Genomic DNA, 20,263 nt, shown 5'->3' with positions numbered 1-20,263 from the left:
GGGCGCACCCGGCGTGCCAGGGTGTGCCGATCGGCAGGACGACGAGGACGTCTCCAGCAGGGAGCAGGCGATGAGCAGCGAGACGAGCACGGGCACCGCCGTGACCACACCGGCCGGGACGCCCCCGGCCCACGACGCCCTGGCGCACGAGGCCCTGGACCTGGCCCGGCGGCTCCTCGACGGCGTCGACCGGCGCCGGGCCCACGTCGAGGTCGCCACCGCCACCGCGGCCACCATCGCGCACACCGTGCCCCCGGCCGACCGCGACCTGCTGCTCGCCGCCGTGGCCCTGCACGACGTCGGCTACGCCCCGCAGCTGCGCCGCTCCGGGTTCCACCCCCTCGACGGCGCCGACCACCTGGCCGCCCTGGGGTGGCCGACCCGGCTGGTCGGGCTCGTCGCCCACCACAGCGGCGCGCGCTTCACCGCGCGCGCCCTGGGGCTGGAGGAGCTCCTCGACGCGCACCCCGACGAGGGCGGCCCCGTCGCCGACGCCCTCGTGTACTGCGACATGACGACGACCCCCGACGGCCGGCAGGTGTCGCTGGCCGAACGGCTCCAGGACGCGCACGCGCGCCACCGCGACGACCCCGCGCCGCAGCGGCGCGCGCGCCTGGACCGGGAACCGTTCCTGCGCGCCGCCGTCGCGCGGGTGCAGGCGCGGCTGGGGACCGCGCGCGCCGTCGTGCTCCCCCACCCCACGCAGCACCGCTGACCGGCGCGGGCCGGGGCCGGCGGGTCAGACGGTCGCGCCCTCGACGGCCTCGGCCAGCAGCCGCACCGACCGCAGCCGGGCATCGGTGGACAGCGCCTGGTGGGCGACGATGAGCTCGTCCGCACCGGCCTCGCGCTGGAACTCCTCCAGGTAGGAGCGGACGTCGCCCGGGGTCCCCACCGCGGAGTAGTGCTGCATCTGCTGCACGTGCTGCCCCGCGGCGGTCTCCATGAGGATGTCGACCTCGGCCTCGGTGAAGGTGCGGCCGCGGCCGAACAGGGACGTGGCGAAGCGCCGCTGCACCTGCGCGAAGGACTCGCGCGCCGCGGCCGTGGTGTCCGCCGCCACGACGTTGACCCCCGCGATGACGTACGGCTCGGCCAGCTGCTCGGAGGGCTGGAACTCGTTGCGGTACGACACGACGGCGGCCCGCAGCTGCTGCGGGGCGAAGTGCGAGGCGAAGGCGTAGGGCAGCCCGAGCCGGGCGGCGAGGTGGGCGCCGAAGGTGGAGGAACCCAGGACGTACAGGGGCACGTTCAGCCCGTTGCCCGGCGTGGCCTGGACGCCGGGGACGCGGGAGCGCCCGGCGAGGTAGGCGCGCAGCTCGGCGACGTCCTCGGGGAACTGGGCGGACTGGGACGGGTCGCGGCGCAGCGCGTAGGTCGTCGCCTCGTCCGACCCGGGCGCCCGCCCGAGCCCGAGGTCGATGCGCCCCGGGTACATGGCCTCCAGGGTGCCGAACTGCTCGGCGATCGCCAGCGGCGAGTGGTTCGGCAGCATGACCCCGCCCGCGCCGAGGCGGATGGAGCTCGTGTGCGCGCCGACGTGGGCGATGAGGACGGCCGGCGCCGAGGACGCGATGTGGGGCATGTTGTGGTGCTCGGCGTACCAGACGCGGCGGTAGCCGTGCTCCTCCGCGGCCCGGGCCAGGGCCACGCTGGCCGCGATGCTGTCGCCCGCCGACTGCCCCGGGGCGATGGGGGCGAGGTCGAGGACCGAGAGCGTGAGCGACATGGGGCGACCTTTCGAACGGTGAGGCTTCCGTCCTGGGGCAACCACGGGAGGCGGCGGGCTGTTCCGCCCGCCGCTCAGTCGGCCGAGCCGGGTGCGGCGAGCTTGCCCTGGGCCTTGGCCAGCGGCGCGTTCGGGGTGACGTTGGCGAGCGCCCCCTGGAGCTTGGTGCCCACCGAGCCGGTGACCGCGTGGTCCTTGCCGGCCCGGAACGCCTCGAAGGCCTGCCGGGCGACCGTGGCCGGGTCGTCCTTGGCCGACGAGTGGGCCATCGCGGTGTCCTCCATGCCCGCGCGCTCGAAGAACTCGGTGTCGGTGGGGCCGGGCAGGAAGGCCGTGACCGTGATCCCGCGCTGGTCCAGCTCCTGGCGCAGCGACTGGGCCAGGGACTGCACGAACGCCTTCGTCGCCCCGTACACGGCCTGGTAGGGGGCCGGGACGCGGGCAGCCAGCGAGGAGGTGAACAGCAGCTTCCCCCCGCCCCGGGCGCTCATGTGGCTCGCGGCCAGCTTCGCGAGGTGCACCACGGACTGCACGTTCAGCGCGATCATGCGCTGCTCGTCGCCCAGCGGGGTGTCGACGAACTCCCCGCCGACCCCCACCCCGGCGTGCAGCGCGACGGCGTCCACGACGCGGCCGCCGGCGGTCGCCGCCGCCCACAGGCGCTCCACGCCGCCGTCCTGCGCGAGGTCGACCTGCACCGCCTCCACGCGGCCGTCAGCGCCGGCCTCCCCCGCCAGCTGGGCGGGCACCTGCGCGATGCGGTCGTCCTCGGCCGCGACGAGCACGTCGTAGCCGCCGGTGACGAACTCACGCGCCAGCTCCAGGCCGATGCCGGTCGAGGCACCGGTGATCACGGCGAAGGGTCGGGTGTCGGGTCCCATGCCCGCCTCCTTCCCCGTCCGCGCCGATCCATGCGCTGCCGCGCCCCTGCCACACTGCGGCCGTGGACCGCGCCGACCTCACCGCGCGCCTGCGGGCCGCGGGGTGCGTCCTGGCCGAACGCGAAGCCGACCTGCTGCTGGAGGCCGCCGCGAGCGCTGGGGAGCTGGAGGCGCTGGTGGCCCGGCGGGTCGCCGGGGAACGGCTGGAGGACGTCCTGGGGTGGGCGGAGTTCGGCGGGCGGCGCTGGGCCGTGGCTCCCGGCGTGTTCGTGCCCCGCCACCGCAGCGCGGCCCTCGTCGACGCCGCCGCCGCCCACGCCCGCCCCGGCGACCTCGTGCTGGACCTGTGCTGCGGAACCGGTGCCCTGGGCGGGACGCTGCGCCGGCGGGTGCCGGGGGTCGTCCTGCACGCCGCCGACCTGCTGCCGGCGGCCACGGACTGCGCCCGGCGGAACCTGCCCGGCGCCGTCGTGCACACCGGGGACCTGTTCGACCCGCTGCCGCCGGGGTTGCGCTTCGACGTCGTGGTGGCGAACGTCCCCTACGTCCCGAGCGCCGAGATCGCCCACCTGCCGCCGGAGATGCGCCAGCACGAGGACCGGCGCACCCTCGACGGCGGCGGCGACGGCCTCGACGTGCTGCGCCGCGTGCTGGCCGGGGCCCGTGGGCGCCTCACCCCGCGGGGACGGCTGTTCGCCGAGCTCGACGAGGACCAGACCGGACCCGCCGCGGAGTTCGCCCGCGTCCACGGCCTGGTCCCCGATGTCCTCACCGTCCCGGCCCCGCCCGGGCAGTGGGACGAGGAGGACGGCAGCCGGGTGTTCAGCGCCCGCCCGGGGAACCCTTAGGTCGCCATGTCCACGAACCGCGAGTAGTGCCCCTGGAACGCGACGGTGATCGTGTCGGTGGGGCCGTTGCGGTGCTTGGCGACGATGAAGTCGGCCTCCCCCGCGCGCGGGGACTCCTTCTCGTACATGTCCTCGCGGTGCAGGAGGATGACCATGTCCGCGTCCTGCTCGATCGACCCTGATTCGCGAAGGTCCGACACCATCGGCCGCTTGTCGGTGCGCTGCTCCGGACCACGGTTCAGCTGCGACAGCGCGATGACGGGGACCTCGATCTCCTTGGCGAGGAGCTTCAGCGCGCGGGAGAACTCCGAGACCTCCTGCTGGCGGCTCTCGACGCGCTTGCCGGACGTCATGAGCTGCAGGTAGTCGACGATGACGAGCTTGAGGTCCGCGCGCTGCTTCAGCCGCCGGCACTTGGACCGGATCTCCATGAGCGACATGTTCGGGGAGTCGTCGATGTAGAGGGGCGCCTCGTTGATGGCGCCCATGGTGCGGGCGAACCGCGTCCAGTCGGCGTCGTCCATGTTCCCCTTGCGCATCTTCTGCAGGGGGACGCGCGCCTCGGCCGACAGCAGGCGCATGGCGATCTCGTTGCGGCCCATCTCCAGGGAGAAGATGACCGAGGCGAGGCCGTGCTTGATCGAGGCGGCGCGGGCGATGTCGAGTCCCAGCGTCGAGTTGTGCGTGGGGACCATCGAGGGACCCGCGAGGTACAGGTGGTCGTCGTGGGAGACCTCGACGCAGCGGACGGGGACGGAGTCGACCGGGCGGATCGCGGTGACGACGTGGAACCCCTGCTCGTCCTGCGGGGCTCCCGCCCCGACGAGCGCCGGGGTGCGGGCGGGGGCGATGCGCACGTCCACGCCGGAGCGCAGGTCCGCACGCAACTGCCCCGTCGTGCGGACCACCGAGCACGCAGAGCGCTCGACGGCCCACTGGTGCTGCTCGTCCGCGACGATCACGCTGCCGTCGGAGAAGTGCACCTCGTAGCAGGGGCGGCCGGTCATGACCTCGGTCGCGGCGACGACCGTCGTGGGCCTGCCGTCGGCGCCGACGAGCTCGTCGCCGACCGCCACCTCGCCCATCGTGGTCCAGCCCGTCGGGGTGGGCAGGGGCGTGTCGAGGGCGAGGGCCTTGCCGACCGCCGGCCTCGCCGCGATGACGATCATCTGCCCGGGGTGCAGGCCGTTGGTGAGGTTGTCCAGGTCGGCGAAGCCGGTGGGCACCCCGACCATGCCCTCGCCGCGGTGGGAGCTGGCCTCGATCTCGTCGATGGTGCCCTCGATGACGTCCCCGAGGACGGCGTAGTCCTCCTTGGTCCGCTTCTCGGTGACGGCGTACATCTCGGCCTGGGCGCTGTTGACGACGGCCTCGACGTCCATGCCGTCGGAGCCGTAGCCCATCTGCACGATGCGGGTGCCGGCTTCGACGAGGCGGCGCAGGACGGCGCGCTCGGCGACGATGCGGGCGTAGAAGGCGGCGTTGGCGGCCGTGGGGACGGTGGAGATGAGGTCGTGCAGGTACGGGGTGCCGCCGACGCGGGTCAGCTCGCCCTTGTTCGTCAGCTCGGCCGAGACGGTGACGGGGTCGGCGGGCTCGCCGCGCGAGTACAGGTCGAGGATCGCGTCGTAGATGAGCTCGTGGGCGGGACGGTAGAAGTCCTGGCTCTTGATGACCTCGACGACGTCGGCGATGGCGTCCTTGGACAGCATCATGCCGCCGAGCACGCCCTGCTCGGCGGCGATGTCCTGCGGGGGCATGCGGTCGAACGAGGGGCCCTCGTCGCGCTCGCCGCCGCGGCTGCCGCGGCCGCGTCCACGCCCGCCGCGGCCTGCGCGGGGGCGGTCGCCGCCGTCGTCGTCGGGGGGGCCGAAGTCGACCGGCGGCTCGTCGTACGTGGTCACTGAAAGCTGCCCTCTTCCCCCTCGGAGACGTCCCCGCGACGATCCCTCGCCCCAGGTGTAGAGGACGGCTCCGACACGTCCCCTCGGCACACTGACCGACGACGGGCCCTGGGTCAAACCGTCCTGTGCACAGGGCGGTGGACAGCCTGTGGATGAGGTGGGGACCGTTGTGCACAGGGGGTGGACAACGCTGGGGACAACTGGCCGATCTGCGGGGCCGACGGGCACCCCCACGCCGCCTGCGCGGCTCTGACCTGCGACGATGCTGTCCACGGGGTTGTCCACCAGGTGTGGGTGGAGAAAGCACCGTTCGGACGAGGGAGAAGCGGTTTCGTTGCGATCGGGTAACGCTCTGTCGAGGCGGCTCAAGGTGACCCGACGTGACGCCGAGGTGCTGAGGTTGGCCGTCCCCGCGCTGGGCGCCCTCGTGGCCGAGCCCCTCTTCCTGCTCGCCGACTCGGCCATCGTGGGCCGGCTGGGGACCCTGCCCCTGGCCGGGCTCGGGATCGCCGGGGCCGCCCTGGGGACGGCCGTGAGCGTCTTCGTCTTCCTCGCCTACGGCACCACCGCCAGCGTCGCGCGGCGGCTGGGCGCGGGCGACCGGCGGGGTGCGCTGAGCCAGGGCGTCGACGGGATGTGGCTGGCGCTGGCCCTCGGCGTCGTCGCCGCCGTCGTGCTGCGGCTGTGCTCGGGGGCCGTCGTCGACGCCCTCGGCGTCAGCGCCGCGGCCCGCCCGCACGCGCTGACCTACCTGCACTGGAGCCTGCCGGGGCTGCCCGGGATGCTCCTCGTGCTGGCCGCCACGGGGGTGCTGCGGGGCTTGCAGGACACCCGGACCCCCCTGGTGGTGGCCGCGGCGGGCGCGGCCCTCAACGCCGGGCTGAACCTCCTGCTCGTCCACGGCGTGGGCTGGGGCGTCGCCGGGTCCGCCGTGGGCACGGCCACCACGCAGGTGCTCATGGCCGCCGTCCTGGCCGCCGTCGTCGTCCGCGGCGTCGTGCGCACCGGCGCGCGCGTGCGGCCGCACCCGCTGGGGGTGCTGCGCAACGCCCTCGACGGCGTGCCCCTGCTGGTCCGCACGGTGACGCTGCGCGTCGCGGCCCTCGTGACGACCTACGTCGCCGCGTCCCAGGGCGACGCGGGCATCGCCGCCCACCAGGTCGCCATCACCGTCTGGACGACCACGGCGCTGGCCCTCGACGCGCTCGCCATCGCCGCCCAGGCCCTCGTGGGCCGCGCGCTGGGGGCCGGGGACGTCCAGGACGTGCGGGCCACCGTGCGCCGGATGGCGCAGTGGGGCGTCGGGGTGGGGGTCGTGCTCGGCCTCGCCGTCGGGTTCGGCGCGCCCGCGATCGCGGCGTTCTTCGCCCCCGGGGCCGACGTCCGCGCCTTCCTGACCGCCGCCCTCGTCGTCCTCGCCGCGTGCCTGCCGGTGGCCGGCTGGGTGTTCGTCCTCGACGGCGTCCTCATCGGCGCCGGCGACGGCCGCTACCTCGCCCGCGCGGGGGTCGTGACGCTGCTGTGCTACCTGCCCGCGGCGTTCGCGGTGCTGTGGTTCGTGCCGCCGGGCCGGGCGGGGCTGGTGTGGTTGTGGATCGCCTTCGCGGGGCTCTACACGCTGGCCCGGCTGGTGACGCTCGTGCGGCGCGAGCGCCAGGACGGGTGGGTCGTCCTGGGCGTCCCGGAGCGCGGCTGAGGTCAGGGCAGGTCGCCGAGCCCTTCCAGGAGCGGCACGACCCGCTCCAGCGCCCAGCGCGTGGAGAGCACCGAGCTGAGCGCGTAGGCGGAGGCGACGTCGCGGTCCAGGACCAGGGAGCGCCCGGCCGCGACGGCGGGCACGGCCCGGAAGACGGGGTCGGCCGTGACGTCCCCGGCGGGGACGCCGATGGGGAAGACGACCACGACGTCGGCGTCGACGACCTCGAGCTGCTCGGCGGAGATCGGGACGCTGAACCCGCTCTCGCCCACGGGCAGGGCGGCGATCGCGGGGTTCTGCACGAAGCCGAGCCGTTCGGCGAAGCCGACGCGTTCGCTGCCCTCGACGTAGGCGCCCCAGCCGCGCGTGGTGCGGGAGGCGGCGGTGAACGTGGCGCCCTCCCAGCCGGGGTGGGCCGCGGCGGCGGCGGCGAAGGCGTCGTCGTTGCGCTGCAGCAGTTCCTGGCCCAGTTCGGACCGGCCGAGGGCGGCGGCGATGGCCGTCACCTGCTGCTGGGGGGTGGTGAGGTAGTCCTCGCCGCCGGTGGGGATCCCGATGGTGGGGGCGATGGCCGACAGGGTGTCGTGGCGGTCGCGGTCGCCGGAGCTCTTGACGTCGAGGACGAGGTCGGGCCGCAGGGCCGCGACCGCCTCGTAGGACGGTTCGAGGGTGCCGATGACCTCCGGGGCGGTGTCGTACAGGCCGGTGGCCCAGGGGCCGACGCCCTCGCCGCCGAAGGCGAGCCAGTCGGAGGCGCCGACGGGCTGGACGCCCAGGGCCAGCGCCGTCTCGGCGTCCCCCCAGCCGAGGGCCACGACGCGGCGGGGGGCGGCCGGGACGGTGACGTCGCCGAAGGCCGTGGGGACGGTGACGGGGAAGCCCGCGGTGCCGGTGGACGCGCCGCCGGTGGGGCCGGAGGGGGAGCCGCCGGAGCAGGCGGACAGCGGGAGCGCGGCGGCGAGCGTCCCGGTGGCGAACAGGCGGCGGGAGATCGGCACGACGGGTCCTTCCGGAGAGTGAGGTGAGGCGAACCTCACCTTAGCGACCCCGTGTCCGGGCGGGTGCGGTGGTGGCCGCTGCGCGGGTGCCGCACGACCCGGCGGTCGGTGTTCCACCGGCCGCGCGCCGGGGAGTTCCGCTGGCCTCGGGTGTGAGGTGAACCACAACCCTCCAGGTGTCGGGAACTCGGGGAACCGTGCGATCGTGAAACTCAGACGCAACGGGGAGTAAAAGATTCGTTGCACCGAGTAACCGAACCAGGTCGGACGAGACGACCGCGAAACCCGAGACGCCGCACCGCCACGCGCCCCGAGGAGCCGCCGTGCACGACCTCCTGACCGCAGCCCACCGATCCCCCCGAACTCCCGGCGCCCCCGACGCCGCCCTGCCGCTGTGACCCGCGGCCAGCGAACGGGAACCGCTGCCCCGCAATCCCTCTGGTCGGCCTGGAAACCCCACGCCGGCGCCGACGTGCGCGCCTCCCTCGTCGTGTTCCTCGTGGCCCTGCCGCTGTGCGCGGGCATCGCGGTCGCCTCCGGCGTCCCCGTCGAACTGGGTTTCGTCACCGGCATCGTCGGCGGGATCCTCGTCGGCGCGCTGCCCGGCAGCAGCCTGCAGGTCTCCGGTCCCGCCGCCGGGCTGACGGTCCTCGTCGCCGACATCGTGGACTCCCAGGGCCTGCGCGCGCTCGGCGCCGTCGTGCTCCTCGCCGGGCTCCTCCAGGTCGGCCTGGGCCTGGCCCGCCTGGGCCGGTGGTTCCGGGCCGTGTCCACGGCCGTCGTCCAGGGGATGCTCGCCGGCATCGGCCTGACCCTCGTCCTGGGCCAGCTGTACCTGCTCGCCGACCGGGAGCAGGAGGGCGGACCGATCGCGAACCTCGCCGGCTACCCCGCCGCCCTCGCGAGCCTGCCGGCCGACGGGGCGGCCCTCACCGCCCTCGCCGTCGGCGTGGGATCGCTGCTGGTCCTGCGGTTCTGGCGGTTCGCACCGGCCCGGCTGCGGGTCGTTCCGGCCCCGCTGGCCGCGGTCCTGCTCGCCACCGCGGTGAGCGCCGGCGCCGGGCTCGACGTCGACCGCGTGGAGGTGCGGGCCGTCCTCGACGTCGTCACCCCCCTCACGCCCGGGACCCTCGACGGTCTCTCCCCGCTGGCGGTGCTCGGCGCGGCCCTCACCGTCGCCCTCATCGCGAGCGCCGAGAGCATGTTCTCGGCCACCGCGATCGACCGCACGCACACCGGGCCGCGGACCGACTACGACAAGGAACTCGTGGCGCAGGGCGTCGGCAACGGGGTGTGCGGGGTGCTCGGCGCGCTGCCCATGACGGCCGTCGTCGTGCGCAGCTCGGCGAACGTCAGCGCCGGGGCCCGGACGAAGGCCTCCGGTGTGCTGCACGGGGTCTGGCTCGCGGTGTTCGCGCTGGCGGCACCCGCGCTGCTGGGGTTCGTGCCGATGGCGGCGCTCGCGGCCGTCCTGGTGCAGGCGGGGTGCAAGCTCGTCGCCGGGATCCCGTTGCGCCGGTTGTGGTCCGCCTCGCGCAGCGAGGTCGCCATCACGGTCGCGACGATCGTGGCGATCCTCGCGCTGAACCTGCTGGAGGGCGTGGCGATCGGCCTGGTCCTGTCCCTGGTGAAGGCCGCGGTGCAGGCGAGCAGCCTGCGGACGCGGCTGCACGAACGGGACGACGAGGTGCACCTGGAGGTCTCCGGTTCGGCGACGTTCGTCCGGCTGCCGCAACTGGCCGACACGCTGGCGTCGGTGCCGGACGACCGTCCGCTGACGGTCCACCTGACCGAACCGGACAAGCTCGACCGGGCCTGCCGGGAGGCGGTGGACACGTTCGTGGAGCAGCGCCAGGCGCGGGGGAACCCCGTGGCGCTGCGGGTCCCCGAACCGGCGGACCGGACGTCCTGAACCCGCCGGGTCTCACCGGCTCCCGCGCCCGGGGGTGAGCCGCTGCCTCAGCGCCGTGGACCGGGCCAGCAGCGGCAGCGTGGTGCGGGTGAGCGCGGAACCGGCGGGGGTGCTGCCGACGAGCAGGCGCCGGACCGTCGCCATCGACAGCGCGGTGACGGCACTGCCGCGGTGCCGCAGGTCGGTCTCGAAGGCGCTGACGGCGGTGTGCAGCGTCCGGGTCCCGGCCCGGGCCGCGGTCAGCTCCTCGACCAGCCGGTGGGCGTCGACGACGGCGGTGCCCGCCCCCTTGCCCGCCGTCGGCGGGGTGGCGTGGACGGCGTCGCCCAGGGCGGTGATGCTGCCCGCCGGCCACGGCGCCGTGCTGCGCGCGTCCTCGGGCCCCACGGTGAACCGGTAGGCGGCCACGGACGCGACGTCCGTGCGGGCCAGGACCTGCAGCGGGACCTCGCCCCAGCCCGCGGCGCGCAGCGCGTCGAGGGTCGTGTCGCGCAGCGGGGCGCCCCGCTGCTCGCGCAGCCCCCGCGGTGCGGTGGCGTCGGGGAACATCGCCCCCCACACGTAGGTGGGGCCGGTGGTGACGGCTGCGCGCGCGTGGGCGGCGTCCAGGACGGCGAAGCCGTCGGGGTCGAGGTACCCCACGTAGAGGCCGGTCCCGCCGGGTCCGACGGCCAGGCTCGACCGGGGCCCCAGCCGCTGGACCTCGGTGGGGTCGAGGGCGGCCGCGGGGGTGCGCCCGGAGACGCCGGTGACCCCGGCCGGGCGGCTGGCCGGCGCCCCGGACAGGTGCCGCACGACGAGGGAGTTCGGCCCGTCGGCACCGACCAGCAGGTCGCCGTGGGTGGTGCTGCCGTCGGCGAAGGTGGCCCGGACCCGGCCCCCCGGCCCGGGTTCGCGCTCGACGGCCGTGCAGGTGCTGCCCAGGACGAGGGCGTCGCCGACGGCCTCGGCCAGGACCAGGCGCAGCGTGATCCGGTCGACGTCGACGCTGTCGGGGTCCAGCCCCCGGACCCGCAGGTCGCCCAGGAGGCGGCCGCGCCAGTCGAACCAGACGTCACCGGGGCGGCGGCGCACGGCGGAGGCCGACGCGAGCAGCTTCTCGTGCAGGACGGGCCCGAGGAGCTCGCGCAGGGCGTCCTGCGCCGCGGTGTCGAGGGTGATGTGGTAGCCGCCGGTCGCGGCGGGGTCGAGGTCGCGCTCGTGGACGACGACGTCGAAACCCCTGCGGCGCAACCCGGCCGCCAGGGCGAGGCCGCCGATGCCGCCGCCGATGACGACGACCCGGCGGGGCGCGGGGACGGTGGTCGCCGGGACGGCGGCCGGGGCGGGGGTGGTCGCGGTGGTGTCCATGGCGTCACGATGGACCTCGAAGCGGTCACCGGTCGGCCACTACGTCGGGAGGGGCGCTGGCTACCACGTCGGCTCGCGCGCTGAGCCTGCTGTCGATGCTCACCGGCGGCTCGACCGTGCCCGGGCAGGAACTCGCCCGGCGCCTGGGGGTCTCCGGGCGCACCCTGCGCCGGGACGTGGAGACGCTGCGCGACCTGGGGTACGCCGTCGAGCCGGTCAAGGGCGCCGGCGGCGGGTACCGGCTGGGCCGGGGCGGGGCGCTGCCCCCGCTCGTGCTGGACGAGGAGCAGGTGGTCGCCGTCGTGGTGGCCCTGCAGACCACCTCCAGCGCGTTGCGCGGGATCGAGGGGGCCGCCCGGCGGGCGCTGTCGACGATCCGGCAGGTCGTGCCCCGCCGGCTGCGCCTGGACGCCGACGCCTTCGCCGTCACCGCGCTGCCCAACCAGTGGGAGTTCCCCGCCCCCGCGCCCGAGACCGACCTGGTCCGCGCGGTCGGGGCCGCCGTCCGGCAGCGGGTCGGGCTGCGGCTGGACTACGAGGGCGACGACGGGTCCCCCGCGTCGCGGGTCCTGGAACCCCACCACCTCGTGGTCTGGGCGGCCCGCTGGTACCTCGTGGCCCACGACACCGGCCGCGGGTGCTGGGACGTGCTCCGGCTCGACCGCGTCACCCGGCCCGAGGCCACGGGGGTGCCGTTCGCCGCGCGCGAGCTGCCCGGGGGTCCCGCCGCGCTGGTCCAGCGCACCCCCGACCGCGGGGACCGCCTGGCGCCGTGGCCGTGCACCGGTTCGGCGGTCCTGGCCGTGCCCGCGGAGCTGGTCGCGCGGTTCGCCCCCGGCGGGGCCGTCGTGCGCGCGCTGGACGGCGCCCGCTGCGAGCTGTCGATGGGCGCCTGGTCGTGGATCGGGCTCGCCGGGCTGTTCACGACGTTCGGCAGTCCCCTGAGCGACGTGCGGCCGGTCGAGCTGCGGCAGGCCTGCGCCCTGGCCGCTCGGCACCTGAGCGCCGGGGCCGGTGGGGCGGTCTCCCCCGCGCCGTAGGGGGCGCGCCCCAGCCTGGGGCCGTGGACCCCGACGACGAACCCGACCACGATCCCCGCGACGGACCCGACGACCGGGACGGCGCGCGCGGGGGCCGGGGTCGTGCGGTCGTCGTCGGCGCCTCGAGCGCCATCGGTGCGGCCGTCGCGCACCGCCTGCACCGTGGCGGCTGGTCGGTGGAGGCGTGGGGGCGGGACCCGGCGTCCTGGACCCGCAGCCTGCCGCCCTGCGTGCGCCGGCGGGTCGACGTCACCCGGCGCGAGGACGTCGAGGAGGCGCTGGAGCGGGGGCGGGGGCCGCTGACCACCCTCGTGTACGCCGCGGGGCTGTTCGACTGGGCCGACACGGACCGGGCCGACCCGGGGACGTGGGACGAGCTGTTCGAGGTGAACCTCACCGCAGCTGCCCGCGTCGCGCGGCTGGCCGCGCCCGCGCTGCTGCGGGCCGCCCCCAGCTCCCTGGTGCTCCTGGGGTCCACCGCCGCCCACCGGGCGTTCGCGCACAACGCCGCGTACGTGGCCAGCAAGCACGGGCTGCTCGGGCTGGCCGACGCGGTGCGGGCCGACCTGTCGGCCGCGGGGGTGGCGGTGAGCATCGTCAACCCGGGCATGGTCGCCGCCGGGGCGTCCCTGCTGAGCGACCGCGGGCGCGAGGACCCGCAGTCGCTGCTGCGGGCCGACGACGTGGCCGAAGCCGTCCACTACGCCGCGGCGGCCCCGCCGCACGTCTGCGTCAGCCGTCTGGACCTGCTGCCGCGCTCGGGGTGAGGTGCCCCGGAACGCCGGAGGCCGGCCGCTCCCCGGGGGGAGCGACCGGCCTCCGGTCGTGCGGGACCTGCCTCAGGCGGTGGTCGCGACGACGTCGATCGTCACGGTCGCGGACACGTCGGCGTGCAGGCGGACGAGCGCCTTGTGCGTGCCGGTCGTCTTGATCGGCTGCGGGATCTCGACCTTGCGCTTGTCGACCGAGGGACCGCCGGCGGCCACGACGGCCTGGGCGATGTCGGACGGCGTGACGGCACCGAAGAGGCGGCCGCCCTGGCCGGCGCGGGCGGCGAAGGCCACCGTGCGGGCTTCGAGCGACTGCTTGACGGCCTTGGCGTCGTCGAGGTTGGCGATCTCGCGGGCCTTGCGGGCCTTGCGGATCGTCTCGATCTGCTTCTCGCCGCCCTTGGACCACGGGGTGGCCAGGTTGCGCGGGAGCAGGAAGTTGCGGCCGTAGCCGTCCTTGACCTCGACGACGTCGCCGGGGGCGCCGAGGCCGGTGACCTCGTGGGTGAGGATGAGCTTCATCTCGGGTCCCCTTCTCAGCGCGCGGAGCTGCTGTAGGGCAGCAGCGCCATCTCGCGAGCGTTCTTGATCGCCTTGGCGATCTGACGCTGCTCCTGGACGGACACGCCCGTCACCCGACGCGCGCGGATCTTGCCGCGGTCGGAGATGAACTTGCGCAGCAGCGCGGTGTCCTTGTAGTCGACCGCCTCGATCTTGGCGGCCTTCAGCGGGTTCTGCTTCTTCTTGGGCTTGCGCACGGGCACCTTGGCCATCGTGGTGCTCCCCTCTCGTGAGAGCCCAGGCGTCGAGACCTGGGATGGAATGGTGTGTTTCGGCTAGAAGGGCGGGTCGTCGTTCGACGCGCCGCCCCAGCCACCGCCGGAGGAACCTCCGGCGGACGGGCCGGTGGCCCAGGGGTCGTCCTGCTGCTGCGGGGCGCCACCGCCGGAGCCGCCGCCCCAGCCGCCGCCACCGCCGGCGTTGCCGCCGCCGTTGCCGCCGCCGGAGAAGCCGCCGCCCCCGCCGCCACCGCGGGAGGTCTTGTTGACCTTCGCGGTCGCGTAGCGCAGCGACGGGCCGACCTCGTCGACCTGCATCTCGATGACGGTGCGCTTCTCGCCTTCCTTCGTGTCGAAGGTGCGGGACTGCAACCGGCCGGTCACGACGACCCGGGTGCCGCGCGTCAGGGACTCGGCGACGTTCTCCGCCGCCTCGCGCCAGATCGCGCAGCGCATGAACAGCGTCTCGCCGTCCTTCCACTCGTTCGACTGGCGGTCGAACGTGCGGGGCGTCGAGGCGACCGTGAAGTTGGCCACCGCGGCGCCGGAGGGGGTGAAGCGCAGCTCGGGGTCGTTCGTGAGGTTCCCGATCAGCGTGATGACGGTCTCACCCGCCATCAGGCAGCCTCGGCTCGCAGCAGCTTGGTGCGCAGGACGCTCTCGTTGAGGTTCAGCTGGCGGTCCAGCTCCTGCGCCACGGCGGGCTCGGTGTTGAGCTCGACGACGGCGTAGATGCCCTCGGACTTCTTCTTGATGTCGTAGGAGAGCCGGCGGCGGCCCCAGATGTCGACCTTGCCGACCTCGCCACCACCCTGGCGAACCACGTTGAGGAAGCGCTCGAGGGACGGGGCGACCGTCCGCTCTTCCAGCTCCGCGTCGAGGATCACCATGAGCTCGTACTGACGCGCGCTCATTCCCCACCTCCTTCGGTCTCAGGCGGCCACGGTCTCTCCGTGGCAGGAGGGTCTCGGTGCGCGTCCCCGGCACACCCGCGGGGAGCCGCGGACGGACGGGGAACCCGACGAGTCTACCGGCCCTCCGGGGCACACTCTGCCGCGCCGGGGACGCCCGGCCGCCCGGGCGGGGCCCGCCGTCCACAGACCCGGCCCCCGCGCGGGCCTGTGCACCCTCAGGCGACGCGCACCACGAGGGCGTCCGGGGCCCGGTCGAAGTCGCCGCCGGAGGGGTCGTCGAGGCCGTCGGTGGCGCGGACCGGGTCGTCGGCGGGGCGCCGCACGTCGCGCACCACGCACACCACGAGCCAGGCCACGGCCGCGAGCCGCACGAGCAGCAGCAGGGCGTACAGCTCCGGCGGCAGGGCCCGGTCGGTGTTCGTCTGCCCCGCGATGTACAGCCACACGGCCGCGAAGTAGGCGGCCTCGGCGCCCCACCACAGCAGGTGGTCGCGCCAGCGCGGGACCGCCAGCACGGCCAGCGGCAGCAGCCACAGCGACGCCTGCGGCGGGAAGGCGGCGCCCAGCACGCAGAAGCCCGCCACCAGCAGGAACGCGACCTGCACGAGCCGCGGGCGGCGCGGGGCCCACAGCGTAAAGACCGTCACGAGCAGCGTCCACACGACCCACGCGCCGACGGTGAGCACCACGACGGCAGGCCCCGGCAGCCCGGAGGTGTCCTGGGCCTGCACGGCCTGCTGCAGCAGCTGGGGCAGCACCCACGGCGACCCGTACCCGGCGCGCTGGTCGAAGAAGGAGGTCAGGAACCCGCTCCAGGCGTCCGGCCGGGCCAGGGCGACGGGCAGGTTCGCCACCAGCCACGTCGCGACCGCCGCGCCGCCGGTCAGCGCGGCGGCCCGCCGGCGGCCGGTGCGGACGGCCAGCAGGGCGATCGCGACCAGCAGCAGGACGGGGTAGGTGCGGGCCGAGACCGCCAGCCCCAGCAGGACACCGGCCGCCACGGGCCGCCGGCGCGCCCAGCACGCCAGCCCCAGGGTCGCCAGGGCCACCGCGACGAGGTCGAAGGAGAGCAGGCCGCTGAGCACCAGGACGGGGCTGACCGCCAGGAGCAGCGCGTCCCAGCCGCGCCGGGGCCCCGTCAGGGACCCGACCGCCACGGCGAGCGCCACCGCCGCGACGGTGAGCAGGACCGCGGCGAGGTCGAAGTAGCTGCGCTGGGCCGCGGTCGTCACCTCGTGGGGGGCCAGCCGCCCCACCAGCCAGGCCAGGACGGCGGTCAGCGGCGGCTGGTCCAGCGTGACGCCGTCGGCGAAGGGCCCCGAACCCCCGGCCAGCCCCGAGGACGTGTAGACGACGGGCAGGTCGGAGTAGCAGGCGTGCACGAACTGGTCGGGGGTGTTCCAGCCCTGGGCCCGGCAGTGGTGCTTGCTGACCGCCCCCACGGCCGTCGCGACCGCGGACAGCAGTACTGCGACCGGCAGCGCCCGCGCCCACCAGGGGCCGTCGGCGCCGAGCCGGCGGCCGGCGGGGCCGCCGAGGAACTCGCTGCCCGCGCGGGCGACCGGGTCGACCGCGGTGGGCGGCACCGGGGGGACCGGCGCCGCGGGGACGTCGGGGGTGTCCGGGGTTCGCGTGCTCACCCCGTCAGCTTCCCCTACTGGCCGGAGCCGGCGCCCGCCGCCGCCCCGGTGCCCGCCGCCTGCTCCTGCACCTGCTCCTGCGCCTGGCCCTGACCCTGGCCGTCGCCGCCGTCACCACCGGCCGCGGCCCCACCCGCCGAGCTGCTCGACGCGCTGCTCGACGGGGACGACCCGCCGGAGGAGCGGGTGGGGGTGGCGGTGGGGGTGGCGGTGGGGGCGCTCGTGGGCTCGTCGGTCGCGCCGTCCGTCGGCTCGTCCGTCGCGGTGGCGGTCGCGGTGTCCGTCGCGGTGGCGGTGGCGGTGGCGGTGGGGGTCGAGGACCGCGTGGGCCGGGACGTCGCGGACGACGAGGACGAGGAGGACCCCTTGCTCGTGCCGACGTTCGCGCGGGCCGGGAAGTCGGTCTTCGCCGTCCCGTCGAGCGCGGCCCGCATGAACGCCGTCCAGATCCGCACCGGGTACGACCCACCGGTGACCTCCCCGCGACCGAGGTCGAGGGAGACGTTGGTCGTGCCGTCGGCGCTGGTCTGGAACAGCGAGACGCTGGCGGCCAGGTCGGGGGTGAACCCGGCGAACCAGGCGGCGAGGTTGTCGTTCGTCGTCCCCGTCTTGCCGGCGGCGGGCCGGTTCAGCCGTTTGGCGTACGAGCCGGTCCCGGAGTTCACGACCTGCTCCAGGGCGTAGGTGGCGTCGGCCGCCACGTCCGAGGGGAACGCCGTCGTGACCGCCGGGGAGGCCGTGTACGTCCGGGTGCCCGTCGAGTCGTCGACGGTGGCGATCGTGTGCCACTGGGTGCGCTGCCCCTGGGCCGCGAACGTCGCGTACGCCTGGGTGACGTCGATCGGGTGCGGCGAGGACGTCCCGAGCACGTTGGAGATGTACTGGTCGCCCGAGATGCCGGGGGTGTCCTGCGGGTACCCGGCGGCGACGGCCACGTCGCGCGTCCTGGCGGGGGTGACCTTCTCGTTCAGCTGCCCGTACACCGTGTTCACGGAGTGCTCGGTGGCGGTGACCAGGTCGATGCGGCCGAACTGCTCGTCGCTGAAGTTCCGGGCCGGCCAGCCGTCGATGGTCCGCGGGCTGGACCCGTCGAACGTCGTCCGCAGCGAGATCCCCTGCTCCAGCGCCGCGACCAGGGCGAACGGCTTGAACGTCGACCCCGGCTGGGCCACCGCCTGGGTGGCGTCGTTGTACTGGGTCGTGAGGTAGTCCGCCCCGCCGTACATGGCGGTGACCCCGCCGGTCTTCGGGTCGATCGCCGACAGCGCGACGTGGAAACCCTCCGGCCGCTTCGACGGCAGCTGCTCCGCGACGGCCTCCACGGCCGCGGCCTGCGCCTTCGCGTCGAACGTCGTGACGATCTTCAGGCCGCCGCGCTCGACGTCCTCCTCGCTCAGCCCGACGGTGCCGGTCAGCTCGTTCTCGACCGTCTTGAGCAGGTACCCGTTCGGGCCACGCCACTGGTTGCTGCTCGGGGTGCTCTCGACGGTCCCCGGCAGCCCCGCCCTCGCGCGGTCGGCCGCCGACAGCCAGCCCTGCGACACCATGCCGTCCAGGACGTACCCGACGCGCGCGGTCGCGGCCGCGGTCTGCTCGGGGCCCTTGCGGGGGTCGTAGTTGCTGGGGCCCTTGAGCAGCGCCGCGAGCAGCGCGCCCTGCGACACGTCCAGCTGGGAGGCGTCGACCCCGAAGTAGGCCCGGGCGGCGGCCTGGACACCGTACGCGCTGCGGCCGAAGTAGACGGTGTTCAGGTAGTTCTGGAGGGTCTCGTCCTTCGTCTGCTGCTGGTCGATCTTCAGCGCGATGAAGAACTCCTCGAACTTGCGCCGGTAGGAGTGCTGGTCGGTCAGGTAGTAGTTCTTGACGTACTGCTGGGTCAGGGTCGACCCGCCCTGGCTCGTGCCGTCGGTGACGTTGCTCCACACGGCGCGGGCGATGCCCGTCGGGGACACGCCCCGGTTCTCGTAGAAGCCGCGGTCCTCGGCGGCGAGCACGGCCTTCTGCACGTGGTCGGGCACCTGGTCCAGGCCGACGTTCTCCCGGTTGCGCGCCGAGAACGTGCCGAGCTGGGTGGTGCCGTCGCTGAAGTAGACGGTGCTGGTCTGGGCGTCGGCGAGCTCGTTGGGGTCCGGGACGTCCACCAGCGCGTAGGCGGCGGCGAACCCGCCCACCGCCAGGGCCAGGCCGCTCAGGAGGAGACCGAGGACCCAGCCGAGGACCGCGCGGCGCCGGGACCGGCGGGCGGGCCGGCGGGCGGGCTGGCGGGCGGGTCGACCGCGAGCGGGACGGACGGGGGCGGGGCGTCGCGAAGCCACTGCGGTCTGGTCCTCCGGCGTTGCTGGTCAAGGATCGGGTGCCGCCCTCCCATCGGCGGCCACCGTCCCAGTATGCGTGGGCCCGCGGGCCCCACCGGCCGGCCGTGTCCCCCGAAAGGGGTCCGCACCCGATCTCCACACCCTCGCTACGGTGGCGACGTGCCGACGTCGCAGGGGGGACTGGACCGGGCGGCGGCGCCGCCGCGGGGGGTGCTGCCCGAGCTGGGCGGCCTGCTGCGCACGCGCCGCTACCTGCACCTGCTGTCGGTGCGCCTGACCGGGCAGGCCGCGGACGGGGTGTTCCAGGCCGGGCTGGCGTCGCTGTTCTTCTTCTCCCCCGAGCGGCAGGCGACCCCGGCGGCCGTGGCGTTCGCGGCGGCCGTGCTGCTGCTGCCGTTCACGGTGGTGGGGCCGTGGGCGGGGGTGCTGCTGGACCGCCGGTCGCGGCGGTCGGTGCTGGGGTGGGGGAACCTGCTGCGGGCCGCGATCGCGCTGCTGGGGGCCCTGGCCCTGGGCACCGGGGCCCCCGACGTCGTCGTCGGGGTGCTGGCGCTGGCGGTGCTGTCGGTGAACCGGGCGCTGCTGGCGGGCCTGTCGGCGGCGCTGCCGCACGTCGTGGCCCCCGACCGCTTCGTCCTGGCGAACTCGGTGACCCCCACGGCGGGGACCGTGGCCGCGGGGGCCGGGGCGACGGTCGCGGTCGGGGTGACGGCGGCCGTCGGCACGGGCGCCGGGGCGGACGTCGCGGCGCTGGCGGTCGCGGCGGGCGCGTACGCCGCCGCGGGCCTGATCGCCCTGCGCTTCCCGCCGCAGCTGCTGGGGCCGCCGCCGGGCGGACCGGCGGCGGCCCGGCGCGGGGTGCGCGCCAGCGCCCGGGACGTCGTCGCGGGCGTGCGCCACCTGCGCGAGCGGCCGCCGGCGGCCGCCGCGCTGGGGCTCATCGCCTGGCACCGCTGGTCCTCGGGCCTGACGACGGTCGCGATGGTCGTGCTGTGCCGGCAGACGCTGGCGGCGGCGGACGACCCGTCGGCCGGCCTGGCGGCGCTGGGCACGCTGCTGGCGGCCGTCGCGGTCGGCTCGGGCGCGGCCGCCGTCCTGGCGCCGTGGGGGGCGCGGCCCGGCCGGGTGCACCGGTGGATCACGGCGTGCCTGCTGGTGGCCGCGGCCGGGCAGCTCGGGCTGGGTCTCACGGCCTCCCCGGCGCTGCTGGCGGTCGCGGCGGGGCTGCTGGGCCTGGGCGGGCAGGGCGCGAAGATCGGGGTGGACACCGTCGTGCAGCGCAGCGTCGAGGACGCCTACCGCGGCCGCGTGTTCACCGCCTACGACCTGGTGTTCAACGTCAGCTACTGCCTGGCGTGCGGGGCCGCCGTCCTGCTCGTGCCCGCCGACGGGCGGCTGGGACCGGTCGCGGTCGCGCTGGCCGCGGGGTACGCGGTGTGCGGGCTGGCGCAGGGCCGCGGCCGGACGCGCTCGGCGGCCTGAACCGG

General features: G+C 75.6%; 18 protein-coding genes. 7 read left to right on the top strand and 11 right to left on the bottom strand.

Translation table 11 applies throughout. The annotated features are described in order from the left end of the window. Positions 1–70: 70 nt before the first annotated feature. Entirely contained in the window at positions 71–715 is a 645-nt protein-coding gene (locus tag BJ968_RS12555) for an HD domain-containing protein (protein WP_179752307.1), read from the top strand. Between the two features lie 24 nt (positions 716–739). On the opposite strand, the gene BJ968_RS12550 is transcribed toward BJ968_RS12555, so the two are convergent. Together BJ968_RS12550 and BJ968_RS12545 are read right to left on the bottom strand one after the other, a co-directional pair. Beyond that, positions 740–1,729, bottom strand: a complete 990-nt coding sequence (locus BJ968_RS12550; protein WP_179752305.1) for an LLM class flavin-dependent oxidoreductase — start codon at positions 1,727–1,729, stop codon at positions 740–742. A 74-nt stretch (positions 1,730–1,803) separates the two neighbouring features. Then, a complete protein-coding gene (locus BJ968_RS12545) occupies positions 1,804–2,610 on the bottom strand; it encodes an SDR family NAD(P)-dependent oxidoreductase (RefSeq protein ID WP_179752302.1) in 807 nt (268 codons plus the stop codon). 62 nt (positions 2,611–2,672) lie between these two features. Between BJ968_RS12545 and BJ968_RS12540 the strand changes: the two genes are divergently transcribed. Next, the gene (locus BJ968_RS12540; protein ID WP_179752300.1) at positions 2,673–3,458 is read left to right on the top strand and encodes a putative protein N(5)-glutamine methyltransferase; all 786 of its coding nucleotides are present in this window, start codon (positions 2,673–2,675) and stop codon (positions 3,456–3,458) included. Here BJ968_RS12540 and dnaB read toward each other — a convergent pair. Further along, positions 3,455–5,218 carry a replicative DNA helicase gene (gene dnaB / locus BJ968_RS12535; protein ID WP_179756624.1) on the bottom strand — a complete coding sequence of 588 codons (1,764 nt, stop codon included), beginning with the start codon at positions 5,216–5,218 and terminating at the stop codon, positions 3,455–3,457. The genes BJ968_RS12540 and dnaB overlap by 4 nt on opposite strands. Positions 5,219–5,732: 514 nt before the next feature. Here dnaB and BJ968_RS12530 point away from each other — a divergent pair. Then, the gene (locus tag BJ968_RS12530) at positions 5,733–7,058 is read left to right on the top strand and encodes an MATE family efflux transporter (RefSeq protein WP_343077994.1); all 1,326 of its coding nucleotides are present in this window, start codon (positions 5,733–5,735) and stop codon (positions 7,056–7,058) included. Between the two features lie 2 nt (positions 7,059–7,060). On the opposite strand, the gene BJ968_RS24610 is transcribed toward BJ968_RS12530, so the two are convergent. Beyond that, positions 7,061–8,056 (bottom strand): ABC transporter substrate-binding protein, encoded by a 996-nt coding sequence (locus BJ968_RS24610; RefSeq protein ID WP_343077993.1) that lies wholly within the window; start codon positions 8,054–8,056, stop codon positions 7,061–7,063. Positions 8,057–8,528: 472 nt separating this feature from the next. Between BJ968_RS24610 and BJ968_RS12520 the strand changes: the two genes are divergently transcribed. Continuing rightward, positions 8,529–9,968 carry a SulP family inorganic anion transporter gene (locus tag BJ968_RS12520; RefSeq protein WP_179748107.1) on the top strand — a complete coding sequence of 480 codons (1,440 nt, stop codon included), beginning with the start codon at positions 8,529–8,531 and terminating at the stop codon, positions 9,966–9,968. A 12-nt stretch (positions 9,969–9,980) separates the two neighbouring features. Here the strand turns inward: BJ968_RS12520 and BJ968_RS12515 are convergent, their stop codons facing one another. After that, positions 9,981–11,318: an FAD-dependent oxidoreductase gene (locus BJ968_RS12515; RefSeq protein WP_179752294.1), complete on the bottom strand. Its 1,338-nt coding sequence runs from the start codon at positions 11,316–11,318 to the stop codon at positions 9,981–9,983. Between the two features lie 56 nt (positions 11,319–11,374). Between BJ968_RS12515 and BJ968_RS12510 the strand changes: the two genes are divergently transcribed. Continuing rightward, a complete protein-coding gene (locus BJ968_RS12510; RefSeq protein WP_179756622.1) occupies positions 11,375–12,358 on the top strand; it encodes a WYL domain-containing protein in 984 nt (327 codons plus the stop codon). 23 nt (positions 12,359–12,381) lie between these two features. Then, on the top strand, positions 12,382–13,125 hold the full coding sequence (locus tag BJ968_RS12505) for an SDR family NAD(P)-dependent oxidoreductase (RefSeq protein ID WP_179752292.1): 744 nt from the start codon (positions 12,382–12,384) through the stop codon (positions 13,123–13,125). A 72-nt stretch (positions 13,126–13,197) separates the two neighbouring features. On the opposite strand, the gene rplI is transcribed toward BJ968_RS12505, so the two are convergent. The 6 genes from rplI to BJ968_RS12475 all read right to left on the bottom strand — a co-directional run bounded on the left by rplI (position 13,198) and on the right by BJ968_RS12475 (position 18,776). Continuing rightward, a complete protein-coding gene (gene rplI, locus BJ968_RS12500; RefSeq protein ID WP_179752290.1) occupies positions 13,198–13,650 on the bottom strand; it encodes a 50S ribosomal protein L9 in 453 nt (150 codons plus the stop codon). A gap of 14 nt (positions 13,651–13,664) precedes the next feature. Next, positions 13,665–13,901, bottom strand: a complete 237-nt coding sequence (gene rpsR / locus BJ968_RS12495) for a 30S ribosomal protein S18 (protein WP_012085900.1) — start codon at positions 13,899–13,901, stop codon at positions 13,665–13,667. Between the two features lie 63 nt (positions 13,902–13,964). After that, entirely contained in the window at positions 13,965–14,525 is a 561-nt protein-coding gene (locus BJ968_RS12490; RefSeq protein ID WP_179752287.1) for a single-stranded DNA-binding protein, read from the bottom strand. Further along, positions 14,525–14,821, bottom strand: coding sequence for a 30S ribosomal protein S6 (rpsF, locus tag BJ968_RS12485; RefSeq protein ID WP_179752285.1), 297 nt, complete (start codon positions 14,819–14,821; stop codon positions 14,525–14,527). Before rpsF ends, BJ968_RS12490 begins: the two co-directional genes overlap by 1 nt. A 215-nt stretch (positions 14,822–15,036) precedes the next feature. Next, positions 15,037–16,461 (bottom strand): glycosyltransferase 87 family protein, encoded by a 1,425-nt coding sequence (locus BJ968_RS12480; protein ID WP_179752283.1) that lies wholly within the window; start codon positions 16,459–16,461, stop codon positions 15,037–15,039. 14 nt (positions 16,462–16,475) lie between these two features. Further along, positions 16,476–18,776: a transglycosylase domain-containing protein gene (locus BJ968_RS12475; RefSeq protein WP_179752281.1), complete on the bottom strand. Its 2,301-nt coding sequence runs from the start codon at positions 18,774–18,776 to the stop codon at positions 16,476–16,478. A gap of 159 nt (positions 18,777–18,935) precedes the next feature. Between BJ968_RS12475 and BJ968_RS12470 the strand changes: the two genes are divergently transcribed. Then, complete coding sequence (locus tag BJ968_RS12470; protein ID WP_179752279.1) at positions 18,936–20,258, top strand: MFS transporter; 1,323 nt, start codon at positions 18,936–18,938, stop codon at positions 20,256–20,258. The last annotated feature ends 5 nt before the right edge of the window (positions 20,259–20,263 follow it).

It is taken from the genome of Kineococcus aurantiacus (assembly GCF_013409345.1).
Taxonomy (GTDB): Bacteria; Actinomycetota; Actinomycetes; order Actinomycetales; family Kineococcaceae; genus Kineococcus; species Kineococcus aurantiacus.
The sequence above is the reverse complement of the archived record's forward strand: the minus strand, read 5'-3'. Positions and strand labels throughout refer to the sequence as shown.